The organism is Spirulina major PCC 6313, assembly GCF_001890765.1.
Classification (GTDB): domain Bacteria; phylum Cyanobacteriota; class Cyanobacteriia; order Cyanobacteriales; family Spirulinaceae; genus Spirulina; species Spirulina major.
The window spans coordinates 56,778-73,958 of sequence record NZ_KV878783.1; the positions used below are offsets into that span (position 1 = coordinate 56,778).

General features: G+C 55.7%; 12 protein-coding genes and 1 pseudogene. 9 read left to right on the forward strand and 4 right to left on the reverse strand.

What is annotated here, in order from left to right; all coding sequences use genetic code 11:
• Positions 1-78 precede the first annotated feature (78 nt).
• The 4 genes from SPI6313_RS00495 to SPI6313_RS00510 all read left to right on the forward strand — a co-directional run bounded on the left by SPI6313_RS00495 (position 79) and on the right by SPI6313_RS00510 (position 5,111).
• A complete protein-coding gene (locus SPI6313_RS00495; protein ID WP_072619236.1) occupies positions 79-531 on the forward strand; it encodes a TM2 domain-containing protein in 453 nt (150 codons plus the stop codon).
• A complete protein-coding gene (locus SPI6313_RS00500; RefSeq protein WP_072619237.1) occupies positions 531-1,151 on the forward strand; it encodes a tetratricopeptide repeat protein in 621 nt (206 codons plus the stop codon). Before SPI6313_RS00495 ends, SPI6313_RS00500 begins: the two co-directional genes overlap by 1 nt.
• Positions 1,152-1,202: 51 nt before the next feature.
• Positions 1,203-1,442 (forward strand): 2Fe-2S iron-sulfur cluster-binding protein, encoded by a 240-nt coding sequence (locus SPI6313_RS00505; protein ID WP_072619238.1) that lies wholly within the window; start codon positions 1,203-1,205, stop codon positions 1,440-1,442.
• 87 nt (positions 1,443-1,529) lie between these two features.
• Positions 1,530-5,111, forward strand: a complete 3,582-nt coding sequence (locus SPI6313_RS00510) for a hypothetical protein (protein WP_072619239.1) — start codon at positions 1,530-1,532, stop codon at positions 5,109-5,111.
• Between the two features lie 182 nt (positions 5,112-5,293).
• Here SPI6313_RS00510 and SPI6313_RS00515 read toward each other — a convergent pair whose 3' ends face one another.
• Complete coding sequence (locus SPI6313_RS00515) at positions 5,294-6,202, reverse strand: M48 family metallopeptidase (RefSeq protein WP_072619240.1); 909 nt, start codon at positions 6,200-6,202, stop codon at positions 5,294-5,296.
• Between the two features lie 400 nt (positions 6,203-6,602).
• Here SPI6313_RS00515 and SPI6313_RS00520 point away from each other — a divergent pair, with 400 nt between their 5' ends.
• Positions 6,603-9,245 carry a protein kinase domain-containing protein gene (locus tag SPI6313_RS00520; RefSeq protein ID WP_072619241.1) on the forward strand — a complete coding sequence of 881 codons (2,643 nt, stop codon included), beginning with the start codon at positions 6,603-6,605 and terminating at the stop codon, positions 9,243-9,245.
• Positions 9,246-9,325: 80 nt separating this feature from the next.
• Positions 9,326-10,432, forward strand: coding sequence for a hypothetical protein (locus SPI6313_RS00525; RefSeq protein ID WP_072619242.1), 1,107 nt, complete (start codon positions 9,326-9,328; stop codon positions 10,430-10,432).
• A gap of 167 nt (positions 10,433-10,599) precedes the next feature.
• Here the strand turns inward: SPI6313_RS00525 and SPI6313_RS00530 are convergent, their stop codons facing one another.
• Positions 10,600-11,403 carry a TPM domain-containing protein gene (locus tag SPI6313_RS00530; RefSeq protein ID WP_072619243.1) on the reverse strand — a complete coding sequence of 268 codons (804 nt, stop codon included), beginning with the start codon at positions 11,401-11,403 and terminating at the stop codon, positions 10,600-10,602.
• Positions 11,404-11,658: 255 nt separating this feature from the next.
• Here SPI6313_RS00530 and obgE point away from each other — a divergent pair, with 255 nt between their 5' ends.
• Both obgE and gloA read left to right on the forward strand, forming a co-directional pair.
• On the forward strand, positions 11,659-12,753 hold the full coding sequence (gene obgE / locus SPI6313_RS00535) for a GTPase ObgE (RefSeq protein ID WP_084668818.1): 1,095 nt from the start codon (positions 11,659-11,661) through the stop codon (positions 12,751-12,753).
• Between the two features lie 59 nt (positions 12,754-12,812).
• Positions 12,813-13,241: a lactoylglutathione lyase gene (gloA, locus tag SPI6313_RS00540; protein WP_072619244.1), complete on the forward strand. Its 429-nt coding sequence runs from the start codon at positions 12,813-12,815 to the stop codon at positions 13,239-13,241.
• A gap of 168 nt (positions 13,242-13,409) precedes the next feature.
• Here gloA and SPI6313_RS00545 read toward each other — a convergent pair whose 3' ends face one another.
• Entirely contained in the window at positions 13,410-14,003 is a 594-nt protein-coding gene (locus tag SPI6313_RS00545) for an HAD-IB family hydrolase (RefSeq protein WP_072619245.1), read from the reverse strand.
• 339 nt (positions 14,004-14,342) lie between these two features.
• Between SPI6313_RS00545 and SPI6313_RS00550 the strand changes: the two genes are divergently transcribed.
• Positions 14,343-15,104, forward strand: a complete 762-nt coding sequence (locus SPI6313_RS00550) for a DUF4114 domain-containing protein (protein ID WP_072619246.1) — start codon at positions 14,343-14,345, stop codon at positions 15,102-15,104.
• A 38-nt stretch (positions 15,105-15,142) separates the two neighbouring features.
• On the opposite strand, the pseudogene ligA reads toward SPI6313_RS00550, so the two are convergent.
• A pseudogene (ligA, locus tag SPI6313_RS00555) lies at positions 15,143-17,178 on the reverse strand (NAD-dependent DNA ligase LigA).
• Positions 17,179-17,181 lie beyond the last annotated feature (3 nt).

Sequence of the window (17,181 nt, forward strand, 5' to 3'; positions counted from 1 at the left end):
AGAAAAGTTGAATTTTACCTAGAGTCTTCCCTCTTCTCAATTACAATACAAGTGTTGTAAACACATTGGTGCTTTGTTATGCGGCAAGTGAATCGACCTATTGCGTATTTTTTATGGTGTGCGTGTTTCCTCGGAATTTGTGGGTTGCAACGCATCTACTTGGGCAAAGTAATCAGCGGCGTATTATATTTGTTCACATTCGGTCTGTTTGGTGTGGGTCAATTGGTTGACTTATTCTTAATTCCTAACCTGGTGCGATCGCGCAACGCGACGACTCTGGAAAATCTCACCCCATCCTCGCCTGAACTGGAGAACGTGCCGACTGTTTTGGATGGGGTTACCCCAATGCTGAAGCTGCTCAATGCAGCGAAGGAAAAGGACGGTGTGTTGTCTTTAGCTCAGGCTGCTATGCTGACGGAGCTGGAACCAGAACCACTCAAGACGCTGCTCGAACAAGCGGTGCGTGAAGGGTATGCAGACATTGGTAATGACCCAACAACTGGAGCGATTCGGTATCGCTTTGATCTGTGATGCTTCAACACCTGCGCGATCGCATTTCCCACTGGACCCAACAGATTCAGCGTCAACCTAACTCCTCAAAGGCTTATATTCAGCGGGGGATGGCGCGGTTTATGGCGGCGGAGATTGAGGGCGCGATCGCTGACTTTGACCAGGCCGAACAGCTTGATCCGACGGTCACGCCTTACCTGTGGCAGCGGGGTCTAGCCTACTACTATGCCGAGCGGTACGAGGAAGGGGCGCGGCAGTTTGAGCAGGATTTGGCGGTGAATGGGGCGGATGTGGAAGAAACGGCCTGGTGGTGTCTCTGTGCGGCGCAGCTTGGGGGGATGGAGGCGGCGCGATCGCAGGTATACGGCCCGGAACCGCAACCCGTGCGCGATCGCCGTCCGATTATGACCCCCATTCACCAGATGTTTACGGGGCAAATCGGCCCGGCTGACCTCCTCAACGCGAGCCAAACCCTGGGCAAAACTGGCCAATTTTACGCCCACCTCTACGCGGGACTGTATGGTGAAGTGACTAGAACCGCTGGCCTGGAGTTGATCCACAGGGCGGCTAACAATTTTCGCCTTGATGATTATATGTGGCACTTGGCCCGCGTCCATTGCCAACTGCGATCGCCCGGTTGAGGGGATGCGCCATAATACCCACAGCACACCTTAAAGAATTGCGATCGCACCATGTCTGTTCAGGTTGAATTTTTGCCCGATGGAGTCACCACCACCGCCGAAGTGGGCGAACCGATGCTCACCGTTGCCGCCCGTGCGGGAATTACGATTCCCACGGGCTGCCTGATGGGGTCTTGCCATGCCTGCGAGGTGGAACTCGCCGACGGAACCCCGATCTGTGCCTGTATTACCTCAATTCCTGCTGGTCAACCCCATGTGACGATCAACCTCTATACCGATCCTCTCTGGTAATGTCTAGATTACGGCGAGAATTCTGAGCAAAACCCATCGCCTGCACCGATTAAAATAGGGGTTGCCTCCCCTTATTCGTCAGAATCCATGTGTCGTAACTTTAACGTCTGCCTGAGTCCCGTTAAGATTGAGTACCTTTTTTTCTCGAAACACCCGGCCACCGGAACCTACAGCCTCCGATCGCCCAGTGTGATTCAAGCGGATTTGCACGACCGAAATACCTACGCCACAGCGGTGGCCGAGGACTGCTCAAAGCGCAGCACGAAGGCAGGATATGACGCAGCGGGGATGGCGATTGGGACGATTCCCCTCGATGGCATCTTTGCTCATTTAGAACCCTACGCCGATCGCACCGCACTGTCCCACGCGGAAATGACGGATTTGGCCGGGCAGATTAAAGCGATCGCCCAAACGCAAATTAAAGTGTCGCGGGATGGGGGCGACCTGCTCAAAACTTGGGATACACTCCTCGAACGGGTCACGCTCCAGAACAATGAATTCCTCACCAACTGGGAAACCCATGTGCGCCAAGCCTCCCAGGGGGATATGTATTCCGAGAGCAACGCCCACCCCCATCAGGAGAATTTGACGCGATCGCGCCTGCGCCTCTATCACCTCAGCAGCCAAGGCGACCTCTTTTTTGAGGAACGGGATAACGACCTTGGCCCTAGCTTGTTTTCCGACACCCATAATGGCGACATCAACGATGCCGCCCGGTATAAAAGTTTTCTCGCCTACGAAGGGTTTCTCTTTAACTCCAATTCTGATTCCTGTGTTGAACCGGCCCTGAAACGGTTTCTCTACGAACATCTGCGGGCAGATCAACTGATCGGAGCCTTACACCGCCTCGCCTACATTGACCCGGACTATCTCGACTGCGACAGTGCCACCGTCAACAGCGACGGCAAAATCGGAGCCTACGATCTCGGCATTGAATTCGCCCACAAAACCCTCCAGGTCAAGTTAAGCGGCAAAACCATCGCCTTTCACCATCACAACGGGCAAGCGATCGCCCAATTCACTCAACAGGGGTTTCTCCGCGACACCGAACTGTCCGAAGCCAGTCAAAAAATTTCCCAACTTCTCGAACTCGCCGCAATCATGGCTGCCGCCGGAGCCGAACAGGTCACCATCGCCGCCGCCCTCCTGGCCCGCATCCTGGAATATTCCGACCCGAAAAACAAATTCACCTTCCAATCCTTCACCCCCCTCGGTCAACCCAGTTACGGGATGCTCGGCGGCGGCACTTACACCATGCTCCGGGGCGGCACCGAACGGGGCGGCGAAGAAGGCGGCGAACTGATTTTCTATCTCCCCAAACCCTACGACCTCAGCAATTACAACCGCGTTGCCTTCCTCTCTGCGTCTGAAGAAAACGCCCTCAAAGAGCAAATGGTCTTGCTTAACCCCCATGGGTTGGAGAGCGATCGCACCGAACTCGCCGAAGCCTCCATCCAAGAAGTCACCTTCCTCAACAACATCCGCGCCACCGCCCACATCACCGAAGGCGTTGCCCCCATCTACGACGTGCTACCCGGTGAAATTGTCGAAGTCACCGCCGACGGTCAGGTACGAATGTTCAACATCTATCGCGGCCAAGAAATCCCCCTGATCAGCATCGAACGGCAAAAACAAGCCGATGCCTACATCCATGCCGATATTCGCCAAGAACGCCTCGCCCCCCTCAAGGTGTTTAACATCCAATATCGCGATCTCAACGATCGCCCCATCCCCTGCCCCTACAACAAATACGGCGAAGAAATCATCGTCATTCAACCCCTCGCCCTCCAGAAAAATAGCGAGAAACTTTTCACCATCACCCAAGATGGCCAGGTGAAACTCCGCACCGGGGCCGACGGGATTGGTTTGGTTATGGGTACAGAGGACGAGGTGATCCGCCGCCAACGGATTCAAAACCTGACGCAGATCGTTACCGGAGCAGCCGGCACGTCGTTTTTAATCAATATGATCGCGGGGAATCTGTCGCGAAAATTGGGCTTAAATACCCTGCCGGTGGTGAATTTAGATGGGTTCACCGGATCGGATACGATTCCGCCCTCCGTGGGTCGTGACACGCTCTTTTTGGCTAATTCCAATTCTGGGGGCACATCCGACACGATTAAGCTCACCCATGAACTCGCCAGTTTACCCGCCGTGATTAACCGCATTGAGGCGGAAATTGAACGGCGTGATCCGAATCTGGCGGAGGTAATTGTAGCCCAAGCCCGGCTTGCGGAATTGAAGGAACTGGTCAAACCCGACACCCAACGCACGGATTTACCGCCCCATCTCCAGGATTTTATTGCCACCAAAACCCCCTGGATCTATGTGGTGACGAATATTGAGGCCAGTCCGCTGGGGAATATTGGCCGGGGCTTGGATGCGGTGATTCAACCGGCAGCCGGGGCGGGGATTACGAACCTGCCAGAAGAGGAATGTGTGGGATCGACCTTTGCGGCGATGGCATCGTTGCAATGGCAATTAGCCTTACATACCTATTTAGGAGAGGTGCGGGGCGATATTTCGGCGACCTATGCTCAGAAAATCTATGGGGAGTTGGCCCTGTTACCGGAGGTGGCGAAGCAGATTGTGGGCGATCGCACCCTCATTCATGAAATTGAAACCATGAGCCATGAACTCGTCGGCGGCAATTTCGATTTTGTCTATACCGGCTATCTGGACGGCGTGCCCGAAGAACAAGCCCACAAAGCCGCTGAAATGATTCAAGAAATGTTCGCCGGCTGGCATTTCTTCCAATTCCAGCACGGCAAATATGCCCACATGAAACGCCGCACCCGCTACACCTTGGGGTCGATTCTCGGCCACAATGCGCCACCGCCGTCCTGGCCGTTTTTCAATGCGCGGGCGATTAAATCCGCCGCCGAAATTGGCCCCCGTGTGGCGACCTCCTTTTTCATTGCCCATGAGCGCGATCGCGATCGCCTCGCCGCCATCCCTGACTACGCCCCGGATTATATTTTCACCTACCCCGCCGATAGCATCGTCCTCTATCCCTTTCAGGTGATCATCGTCAGTCATCTCATTTCCTATTTCTGGGGGCTGAAAAAGAAAGAATTGGCGCAGATGATCGAAGGGTGGAATCAGCCTTTTGTGGATGCCCTCTTGCAGGTTGACCCCCAAGCGATGGAGATTGACGATGCGGTGCGATCGCCCGTCACCCACCACGCCCAAACCGTTTTGCAAGAATTCAACCACACCTGCCACACCACCCACTATTTCGACCGCATGGAAGGGCAACGCCGGGAAGGCATTCTCACCACCCTAAGCCTGCTCGCCGGCGACCAAACCCCCGACGATCGCCCCCACGAAATCGGCGGCTTTCTCGGCAGTGAACAGGGCGCGATCGCGATCCAAACCCACCGCCGCCCCGCCGCGCCCCTCGACCACAAAACCTATCTGATCGTCCTCAAAGACCTCGCCCTCGAACTCAGCAACGGCGAACAGTCCAAACAACTCACCGACCATTTCCTCGTCGATGAAAGCGGCGCAACCCGTCCCTCTCAGGTCAAAATTTCCCGGCCCCACGGCAGCGATCGCACCCTGTACGAAAGCGACTATCTCGCCGAATACGAAGGCCTCGGCACCTTTTACGATGTGGAACCCGTCCACCCCCCCAAAATCGCCAAAGCCAAAAAAGGCTGGCTCTAACCTATTCATCAAATCAGCGGATACGCTCCGAGCCGTAGTGCGGGCATCTTGCCCGCTACGGCCTAGAGTCAAGCATTCTAGCGATGTATAGCCCCATTTACTGATTATCCCTGCTCAATACGAGCAGAGATAGTCAATGTTCCTACGGGTTCAAACTTGTGCAATGTGGGGTTGACAGGCTGTTATGAGGCGTTTTCATCCTCTTCTGAAACCTTTTCTTCCTCTGCGGGTTCAAAATTGGGGTCGATCACATCATCGGGGAAAATGCGGTTCCAATCTTCGACAAAACTGCCGCCCCGTTCGGAATTAATTCGCAGCCAGCTTTGGTCTTCCACCATTTCGTAGGAGAGGGGTTGCGAGGTGGTTAAGCCCAGATGGCCGCTTGCTCGCAAGACTTCGGGCGGTTTTTCCTGCATTAATTCTTGGATTGCTTCAATGCGACGCGGCACGGCCGGATGGGTATCGCTATCCCGCAGCGTTCCCGGTAAGCGTGACAACATTTCCAAACCCCGCAGACATCCCGACGCATCAAACCCCGCCGTCACCGAATATTCATAGCCGATGCGATCGGCTTCCGCTTCATGGGTGCGAGCGAGATTAGAAATGCGTTCTTGATATTCGCGGGATTGGGAGTTACGAAATTCCTCTTGCCAGTCAACGCTGCGGGAGGTGCGGATCGCGATGTGCTGCTCGGTATGGTGCGCCATTTCGTGACCCACGACGCAGGCCAATGCCGATACATCCCCCGCCATTTGATCCAATAACCCGTAGTGAACGATCACCAAATTCACTTCCGTGGCATAGGCATTAATCAGGGAATCATCGGCCACCACGACGCGCCACGGGTGATTATCTAGATCATTGGCCCGTGCAATCCGTTCCACAATGCGATAGAGCATATAGAGGTTGTGGGGCAATTCTTCGCGGGCTTTGTCGTAGTAGGATTCAGTTTCGGCATCGGTCGCTAGGTCGCCTGGGGTTGTGGATCGGGGGGTGACTTCTGCGATGGCGGTAGGCGCGATCGCCCACGGTAACGCGCAAGCAATGAGGGTGGTGAGCAGCGTGGCAGGGGTTTTAAACAGGTTCAACATCGCGCTTAAGCAGAATAACGACAACGGTGGGGATCAAAACTGAGGGCGATCGCACCATGGATTGCAGGGGGCTAATCGGGTCAATATGACTTCTATAAAGGTAAGGCTACAAAATTTTCCGGAACTGTTCCGTAAAATCCAAGCTGAGGATCATGGCAGACTGGATGATCGAAAAAATAATGGAAAAAATGCGTTAACGCTCAAAATATCGATTTCTATTGCCATCCATTATATCGAGGACAATCGAGCATCGTCGTTGAGGTCAGCAGTTTTTTGACTGTCACGGTGTGAACTCCTCGCAGGGGCAAGGATAAACTTCAGACTCTCTCGGTCTTCAAGCCCCGCCGAATTTCGACCACTGCCCGCGTAAAATAATGGCATTACCCTGGTTCAATCCTGCATGAGCACCCTGTTAGCCCACCGTTATGAACTCATTGAACCCCTGAGCCAGGGCGGGTTTGGACAAACCTATTTAGCCCGCGATCGCCACCTGCCTGGTACGCCGATCTGCGTCGTTAAACAACTGCTCTTACCCTCTCAAGGCCCAGAGCATCAACGCGATGCCCTCCGTCTTTTTGACCAAGAAGCCAAAACTCTCTATCAACTGGGCAATCATCCCCAAATTCCCCGCCTGCTGGCCCATTTTGAGAGCGAAGGCCAAGCCTATCTAGTGCAGGACTACATTGAGGGCCACACCCTAGATGCGGAATTGGGGAAACCTTGGGCAGAGCCAGCGGTGCGAATGCTGTTGCGGGATAGTTTGACGGTGTTGGCCTTTGTCCATCAACAGGGGGTGATTCATCGGGATGTGAAGCCGAGTAATTGGATGCGGCGACAGGAGGATGGGGGGCTGATGTTGATCGATTTTGGGGCGGTGAAGACGATCGCACCCCAATCCGCCCCGACGATCGCCATCGGCACGCCGGGCTATATGCCCCTCGAACAGTTGTCCGGCTATCCCCAACCCGCGAGCGATCTCTATGCCTTGGGGGTTATTGCTCTCTATGCCTTGACGGGTCAACGTCCGGAACAGTGGCCCACCTCTGATCCGTTAGATCGGCTGCGATCGCTCTCCCTCAGTTCCGATCTCACCACCCTCCTGACCCGCTGCCTGCATCGAAATTGGCGCGATCGCTACCCCGATGCCGCCGCTGCCCTCGCCACCTTCACCCCCCACGCCGCCGCTGCCAATCTCCCCACCCAACCCGCCCCGGCCTTGGCTCCCACCACCCTCACCCCCAAAGCCCCCACCCCCGTTAAGTCCAGCGATCGCCACCGTCAAATTCTTCTCAACAAAGTGCGGAATGCTTGGGTGAAGGGGGTGTTAGAGCGATCGCTCCATGGGCGGGTGATGCTGGAATTGGGATTAAGCGATCGCAGTGATGTCCTTGAACGGCCTTGGGGCGTGGTATGGCAAGATGGCAAGGCGGAACAGCCGTTAACAGCGGGGGAAACGGTGGGGCGGCGATTTCAGCAGTTGGGGGCGGGGCGATCGCTCCTGATCTTAGGCGAACCGGGATCGGGGAAAACCACCACATTGCTAGAACTAGCGCGGGATCTGATTCACCAGGCGGAACAGGATGCCCAGGCCCTAATTCCCGTGGTGTTCAATTTGTCATCCTGGCGCGGCCAGGGCAAACGGGAGGCGCAACCCTTGGCGGCGTGGATTGTGCAGGAATTGCAGCAGCAGTATCAGGTTGCACCCTTGATCGGTCAAGATTGGGTTACGGGTCAGCACTTGTTACTGTTGCTCGATGGGTTGGATGAGGTGCGATCGCAGTGGCGATCGCCCTGCGTCGAGGCGATCAATCAATTCCTCACGGACTACGGCCAAACGGAGGTGGTAATCTGTAGTCGGATCGCAGACTATCTCGCCCTCACTTCCCGGCTCCGTCTCCAAGCCGCCGTCCGTATCCAACCCCTCAACCTCGACCAAATCCAGCAGTATCTCAGTTCCCACGGGTCTGGCCTCACCGCGATCCGCACTGCCCTCGCCCATGATGTGGCACTGCAAGAGTTGGCGCGATCGCCCCTGATGCTCAGCATCATCACCCTCGCCTATCGCGATCTGCCCACCGAACCACTCACCTACACCGATGCCCAAAGCCTCCGCACCCACCTGTTCAACACCTACATTGATCGGATGCTCCAGCGCGATCGCGATCGCACCTATTCCCCCCACCGCCTCCGCCGCAGTCTCCGCCGCCTCGCCCAACAACTGCAACGGGACTCTCAAACCATTTTCTTGATCGAACAAATGCAGCCCACCTGGTGCGACACGCCCCGCCGCCGCCGTTGCTACGCCTTGGGGGTGGGGTTCATCGGTAGCCTGATCGCGGGCATCGTCGCCGGGATTAACCTCGGCATTTTGATTAACCCCATCGCGGGCATTAAAGCCGGTTTAATTCTGGGCATCGGCGGCGGCCTAGTGCTAGGTATTACCTTCGGGGCGCAATTTCCCCCCATCGAACCCGTGGAAATGATTCGCTGGTCTGGGCGCAAAGCCCGCGCCAACCTCTGGCCCGGTCTGCGGATTGGGGGTCTTGTGATGGTGATTTCCATCCTGGCCTATGTGCTTTTTGGCTGGACGCTGGGCTGGACTCGTACGATCGCAGAAATCCTCCTCTATGGCTTCTGTGGCTTTGGCACGGGGATTATTTTCATCCTCCTCCAGGGCCTCACCGGGGGCAGCATTCCCACCAGCGTCACCCCTAATCAGGGCATTCAGCGATCGCTCCGCTACACCGCCTTTTTTGCCCTGATCGGCGTTGTCACCCTCACGATTCTCGCCGGGATGATCGGCCTGCCCCTCACCGTTGGGATGTTGATCGGATTCATTTTCGGCTGCGCCTCTCCCCCTGGCGTGGCCTGCATTCAACATTTCACCCTCCGCGTCATTCTCTATTTCGACGGCTCCCTCCCCTGGAACCTCGCCCATTTCCTCAACACCGCCACCCGTTTGATTCTGATGCAAAACGTCGGCGGCGGGTATATTTTCATTCACCGCCTCTTGCTCGAACATTTCGCCACCCTCCCAGATTAAGATCCGTGGATCAACTGTGAACCGCTCCGCTCCTGTCCGGTAGAATTTTTGGGTAATTCTGTGATGGGAGAGTGATCCGTATGCCTCGAATATTTGGGCTTTTGAAATGGGGATTGGTGGGAACTGTGGGCATTGTGGGGGGCCTGTGGGTGATTAATTTGCCCGTTCCTCCCCTGCGGCAAGCGATCGCCAAAACGGCCCCCATCTTGTTAACTCCCAGCTATTTCAATATGGATCGCAACTATCGAGCCGCGATCGCCAACGTCGAACAGTCCGATCAACTGATCAACCAAGCCACCAGCAGCGCCGATATTGAACTCGGAGCCGAAAAAGTCCAAGCCGCTCAAAAAAACTTAGATCAACTCCCGGTGTGGTTTTTGGGGTATCAACCCGTGCGCTATTGCCAATGGTTTAGCTGTGGTTGGCGGTTCACCGTGGATGAATTTCAACAGGCGCGGCAACGGGTAGGCCGAATGGATGCCCAGGTGTTTCAAGAACGCAACGCTTTCACCCAACTCCAACAGGCCGAAGCAAGCTTAAACGCAGCTAAAGCGCAACATCAACAGGCCACCGATGACACCCAACGCCAAGCTGCGATCGCAGCTTGGCAAAGCGCGATCGATCAACTCACCCAACTGCCCCCCACCACCCTCGCCGGACGCACCGCCCAAACCCAACTCACCGCCGCCCAACGAGATTTCCAAGCTGTCACCGGCCTCCAAGCCAGTGCCCAACAGACCAACACCCTGATCAGTGCGGCCAAAGCCTTTGGCAAACAAGCCGCCGAAGCCTCCCAAAATCCGCCCCACACCGTCACGGAATGGGACGCGGTGGCGAGCTTGTGGCGGAGTGCGATCGCGCAACTCCAGCGCGTCCAACCCGATGATGCAGGCTACACCGAAGCCCAAACCCTCAGCGCCCAATACCAAAGCAACCTCGGCCAAATCAACACCCGCAAACAAGCCGAACAAGCCGCCGTCCAAGCCCTCGAACGAGCGAACCGACAAATCACATCACTCCTCGCCTCCACCCCCAACGACGCGGCCCAAGTCAATCGACCCCAAACTGCTGCCCAAATTCAAAGCATCATCAACGAACTCGAAACCATCCAAACCGGAACCACCGTCCACCCCCAAGCCCAAGACCTCCTCAAATTTGCCAAAGCCAAACTCAACGAATTGCAGTGATCAACACATCCAGCCCAGCGATCAAAAAAAGGAAACGTTAATGGCGCTTCCTTCTGATGATTTGGTGAATGGGTCTCGCTCGTGAATTCGACGAGGATGTCTGAAACGTCAGAAATGATGCAATCAGCGCACCCTCAGCCCTCTAACTTAATCGTTTCAGACATCCTCTAAGCGTCGGAAGTGGGGGTCATGCGCAGCACCGAGGAGAGGTAGGCGACTAACAGACCGATGCTGAAGCCCATCACATTCCGGAAGATAGGGAGCCAATCGGAGGTGCGCGTTACCACTGGGCCAATGCCGAAGGCGATAAACAGAATGCCCCACAGCGGCGAAAAGATCAGCGCCCATTGCCAAGCAATGACCTGGCCTTCTTTGCGGGGCACAGCCGCTAAACCACAGATCACGCCGCCGAGAATTGAGGTGATCAGGGTGAGAATCCATTGTTCTTGGGGGAGGCCGGGAACCACATCACAGCCGCCGTCCTTGAGGCATTGGGTGACGGCACCGATCGCATGGACGATGGAATTATTCGCGCCGTTGTCCCGCACGTAGTAGAGGTTGCCGAAGCGGGTTTGCAGTTCAATCCAAAAGGTGCGGGGCAAGAATTCATAGACATCATCGCCAACACTGAAGGCGAGGAGGTTGCCCCCCCGTGAATCGGCGACGAGCAGGATGCTGTGGTCGTCTAACCCCCAGAAGGGAATGACGGCCCGGCCGGGGCTTTGGTCGTACTGGGTGAGGACGCGCACCTTCCAGCCGGTTTCGTTTTCAAAGGTTTCGAGGTCTTTGATCAGGCTGTCTTCCTGGAGGCTGGGGAGGAAGTTGGCGAGGTCAACGATGGGGGTTTCGGTGCTGGGGAGGAGTTCGGGGTTGTCGAAGGCTTGGGCGGGGGCTGCCATGAACCAGGTAGAGATGGCGAGGAGGCCGGCAAAAAGGGGAATTAAAATTCGTTGGGTTAAGCGATGTGCCATAGCGATCGGGAGGTTAGATTGCGACAGTGGACAAGACTATGATGATGAATGCGGTGTCTTAACTTTACAATTGTTAACCGTATTTTAAGAATAAATATGAAGATTAGCCAATTTTTAGGCGAGATTGGGGCGCGATCGCACCCGTACCTACCCCAAATCAGGGGCGATCGCACCCCGTCAAAATCGAGGGGAACGAACATCCTATGATAAAGGGATAAGATCAACACCCCCGCCTCAGCCAAGCGCCGAAAATCCATGCAATTCATTGACTACGCCGAAATTGAAATTAAAGCCGGAGACGGAGGGGATGGGATCGTTGCCTTTCGTCGTGAAAAGTACGTACCTGCGGGCGGCCCGGCGGGCGGGAATGGGGGGCGGGGCGGCTCCGTCTATCTCGAAGCAGCGGTTAATTTACAAACCCTGCTGGATTTTAAATATCTGCGCCTCTTCAAAGCCGACAGTGGCAAGCGGGGCGGCCCCAACAAACGCACCGGAGCCTCTGGGGATGACCTGATCATCCAAGTGCCCTGCGGCACGATGATCTACACCATTGACCCCGAAACGGAGGAAACCACGCTGATCGGGGATTTGGTGGAGGATGGGCAACGGCTCCGGGTGGCGGCTGGGGGCAAGGGCGGCCTGGGTAACCATTGTTTTCTCACCAACAGCAATCGCGCCCCTGAACTCGCCCTGCCGGGCCGCGAAGGGGAACAATGCCGCCTGCGGTTGGAATTGAAATTATTGGCCGAAGTGGGCTTAATCGGTCTCCCCAATGCCGGGAAATCCACCCTGATCGCCTCCCTCTCTTCCGCTCGTCCGAAAATCGCGGATTATCCCTTCACCACCTTGGTGCCGAATTTGGGGGTGGTGCGGCGGCCGACGGGGGATGGCACGGTGTTTGCGGATATTCCGGGGTTAATTGCGGGGGCCCATGCGGGGGTTGGGTTGGGTCATGATTTTCTGCGCCATATTGAGCGGACGCGGGTGTTGGTGCATTTGGTGGATGTGACGGCTCCTGATCCGGTGGCGGACTATCACACGATTCAGGATGAACTGACGGCCTATGGCCGGGGCTTGGGCGATCGCCCCCAACTCCTCGCCTTGAACAAAATTGACGCGATGGATGCAGAGATGAGCGATTTTATCCGCGCTGAATTTGCGAAAGTGACCACCGCCCCGATTTTTAACATTTCCGCTGTGTCTCAAGCGGGCCTCGATCCGCTGCTCCATACCCTCTGGGAGATTCTCGATCAGGCCGCTGCTGAGGCCGCCGAAGCTCGATTAGCCGCAGCACGGGAACAAGCACGACTCAATGCGAGTGCGATCGCCCCTGCGGAACCCCAGGTTTAAAGTTCGCTACCCTAGCAACAGAACGGGTAAAACCCTCAAACACTCTAGGAGAATTCTCTATGCGCATGCTCCACACCATGCTCCGCGTCGGCAATCTTGACGAATCCCTCGCCTTCTACTGCGATGTTTTAGGCATGAAGCTCCTTCGCAAAAAAGACTATCCCGGCGGTGAATTTACCCTCGCCTTTGTGGGCTATGGGGACGAATCCGACAACACCGTGATTGAACTTACCTATAACTGGGGCACAGACCACTACGACATCGGCGGCGGCTATGGTCACATTGCCCTAGGGGTGGAAGACATTTACAGCAACTGCGAGCAAATCAAAGCCCGTGGGGGTAAAGTCGTCCGCGAACCGGGCCCGATGAAACACGGCACGACGGTGATCGCCTTTGTGGAAGATCCCACCGGCTACAAAATTGAATTGATCCAACTCAAGGCCGCTCCCCAAGGGGACACCGCCGCCACCGCAGGAACCGCTCGTTAAAACGATCGCGCCTGTGACATACTCCAGACAGCGATACAAGTATACGCTTCTGGCTTCTCCCACCTACTGCATCTCTCAACCGTCTCTTCATCCTTCCTTTATAAAGAGCTTGGCCATCTGCCAAGCTCTTGGTGATCAACGCTGTCTAGAGTTTGGCGGCGCGATCGCTCACGGGCCAAAACAACGGTAATAGGGGTGAGTGGCGATCGCTAATAATTCGCGATCGCCCCGACTATCGCCATAGGCATAGATTTCATACCCCCCCAACTCCCCCACCAGTTCCCGCAGCCGCCGCACCTTTTCGGGCCCATAACAATTCGCCCCGTCAATCTCCCCCGTCAACCGCCCCGCCACCGTCACTAAGCGCGTCCCCAACACCCCATCCACCCCTAAGCGTTCAGCCAAAGGCCGCAAATACAGTTCCGGTGAAGCACTGACGATCAGCGTTCGGTGTCCCTGGGCTTGATGCCAGCGGAGCCGCTCGACGGCTGCGGGGCGCAGCATCCCCCATAGGTATCGATCCGTAAACCGTTCCCCCCATGCCGTCACCGTAGACCGTTCCCATTGCCCCAAATATTCCCGACAAAACGCCTGCTTCAGCCGTTGGTTGTCAATCTGCTTGAGGGCGTAGCGAGCGATCGCCGGCATCAACCTCACCAGCCCCCCCACAAAGCGTGGCCACCCCCGCACAACGCAAAAAAATAGCAGAAGTGATTCCCGTTTCGTTAAGGTGTGATCCAGATCAAAAACAGCTAAAATCATGTATTTTTATGCGTTTCAAGGTCTCTCAGTATAATCACGTATTTTATTAAGAATAAAAGAATATAAGTCACGTAGAAACACTTATTTTTTATTTCAAAAAGAATAAGTCAAAGCCAGACCTGACAAGACTTTCACGATCTTCGGATTCATGCTAAACTAAGGTCAAGACAGCACAGTCTACTCTAAAATCATTGCATTTCACAGCCTCAGGATTTACAGCAGCTTTAAACTCCCCCCAGCAAAAAACAAGTTTATGTAAAACCCCATTTTTAATCTTCCCACCCCCTGATTTTTCTCCTAGACTGTTAACAGATGTATTAAGTGAGTCCCAAAAGTCCTATGAAATCCTTCACCCTGAAAACCCTCAGCTTGACCCTTGCCGCTGCTACCGCTTTATTCTCCGCTGGCGCAGCTAATGCCCAAGCCATGAACCTACGCGACAGCAACGAAGACCTCTTCAATCTCTTCAACAGCATGGTCAACTCCGAGCGCTTAGAAATCAAAGACAGCGCCGCGAAATTAATTGACCTTGATCCCGAAACCCTGCGCTGGCTCGATGGCGCTCAACCCCTCGAAGTCTACTTCATCAACGAAGGCGCAAGCTTGCGCAACATCCTGTCTTACTCCGTCAACAGTGGCGAAAAACAAACCATTTTCAGTGATGTCTCTTCGTCTGAAAGTATCATCGCCGAAGCAGACGGTGCTTTGCGCTTGGGTGATGGTGTCAGCCTCGGTACCTTTACCGGTGACACCCAACTCGACTTCTACCTGAAGCAGTACAACGCGAAAACGGGTAACTCCCGCTACACCTTCGGCACGAAAGCGGGCGAAAACCCCGATGGTCTCCAGCACTTCATCGCCCGTTCCTACTACGATGAAGCCACTGCTGAATATTGGACGCTGATCGGCGTTGAAGATTTGTTCGGTACGAAAGAATCCGGCAAATCTGACCGTGACTTTAATGATGCTGTCTTCGCTGTCCGTGGTTTGACCGGCGATCCTGTGCCCGGAACGACTCCGGTTCCCGAACCTGCTACCTTGTTAGGTCTCTTGGGTGTTGCTGCCCTGGGTGCGCTCAAAGTCCGCCGCGACGAAGCCTAGAACGGTTCGTTTGGGATGATTGGGACTGCATCTTCAAGTTAGGAGCCTAACCGAAGGAGTTGACGAAGCTGTTCTTCATTGAGGGTTTGGATACCGAGTTCCTGCGCCTTCGCCAGTTTAGAACCGGCTTTCTCTCCCGCCACTAGGTACCTTGTTTTTGAACTAACTGAACTCACGACTTTGCCGCCGGCCTGTTTAATCAGGTCGGCGGCTTCTTGGCGGCTGAGGGTGGGGAGAGTGCCGGTAATCACAAAGGATTGCCCTGCGATCGCATCATTCACGCTCTCTTCCGCCGCCACGGGTTCCGGCTGACGCTCAAAACACAGCCCCGCCCTTTGCAGGTCAGCGATTAGGGCTTGATTGGCGGGGTCTTGAAACCAGTGCGCCACTGATTCGGCAATTTCAATACCAATGCCATAGACCGCCTCAAGATCGCTCACCCGTGCCTGGGCTAGTTGTGCCACGGTGGGGAAGGTTTGGGTGAGGACTTCGGCGTTGACTTTACCCACATGACGAATCCCTAAACCGTAAAGGACACGGGCGAAGGGTTGGGCTTTGGAGGCGGCGATCGCATTCACTAAATTTTGCGCCGATTTTTTCCCCATCCGCTCCAGGGTGAGGAGTTGATCGGGGGTGAGATTGTAAAGATCTGCGAGCGATCGCACCAACTCCACCGCCACCAACTGCGCCACCCACTTTTCCCCCAAACCCTGAATATCCAAGGCATCCCGGCTGGCCCAATGCTCCACCGCTCCCCGCACGATCGCCGGACAAGCCCGATTCACACAGCGCGTCACCGCCTCATCCGTCGGACGCACCAGGGGCGTGGCGCATTCGGGGCAGGCCGTGGGCATTTGAAACCGAGCCGTTTGGGGAGGGCGAAGCTCTGTTAAAACCCGCACCACTTCCGGGATAATCTCCCCAGCCTTGCGAATAATCACCGTATCCCCGACGCGAATATCTAACTCTGCAACGCGATCGGCATTGTGCAGCGTTGCCCGCTGTACCGTCGTGCCCGCCACCTGTACCGGCTCCATAATCGCCATCGGGGTTACGGCTCCGGTGCGTCCCACATTCACCGCGATCGCACTCACACGGGTGGCCACTTCTTCGGCGGGATATTTGAGCGCGATCGCCCAGCGGGGGAATTTTTGGGTAAAGCCCAACTGGGTTTGTAATGGCACGGGGTTCAACTTCACCACCACCCCATCGGTCATGTAGGGCAGTTCCCGCCGCGCCGTCTCCCACTGCTCAAAATAGGCCCACACCGCCGCTAAATCCTCACATTGTTGCCGATTCGGATTCACCCGTAACCCAAGGGATTGCAATAGTTCGAGGGCCTCCCATTGGGTTTGGGGATGGCGATCGGGGTCGGAGGGAATGTGGAGGGTATAGGCGAAAAAGTCGAGGCGACGCTGATCCACCACTTGGGGGTCAAGTTGGCGCAGGGTTCCGGCGGCGGCGTTGCGGGGGTTGGCGAAGAGGGCATCCCCAGCGGCGGCGCGTTCGGTGTTGATCCGCTCAAATTCCCCTAGGGGTAAGAAGGCTTCGCCCCGAATTTCGACGCGGGCGGGGGGGTGGGGTGATTGAGCTTGAGGGGAATGGAGCGGATCGTGCGGATATTTGGGGTAATGTCTTCACCGGTAACGCCATCGCCACGGGTCACGCCACGAGTCAAGACCCCATCTTCGTAGGTGAGGGCGATCGCAGACCCATCAATTTTCAATTCACACACATAATCAAACGCCGGAACCGTGGCGGCGTGGCGTTGCCAGCGGTCTTGCCAGTGCTGCAATTCGCCTAAATCAAAGGCATTTTCGAGGCTGTAGAGGGGAATATTGTGGCGGATGGAGGGAAAATTTTGGGTGGGGCGATCGCCCACTCGTTGCGTCGGACTATCGGGGGTGATCAGGTCTGGGTGTTGCTGTTCGAGGTCTTGCAGTTCCCGATAAAGGGAGTCATAGACCGAATCCGGCAGGATCGGATCATCGAGGACATAGTAGGCATAACCGGCCCGTTGCAGTTCTTGACGCAGTTGGGTCGCACGTTGGGCAGAATCAGCAGGAACAGCCATAGC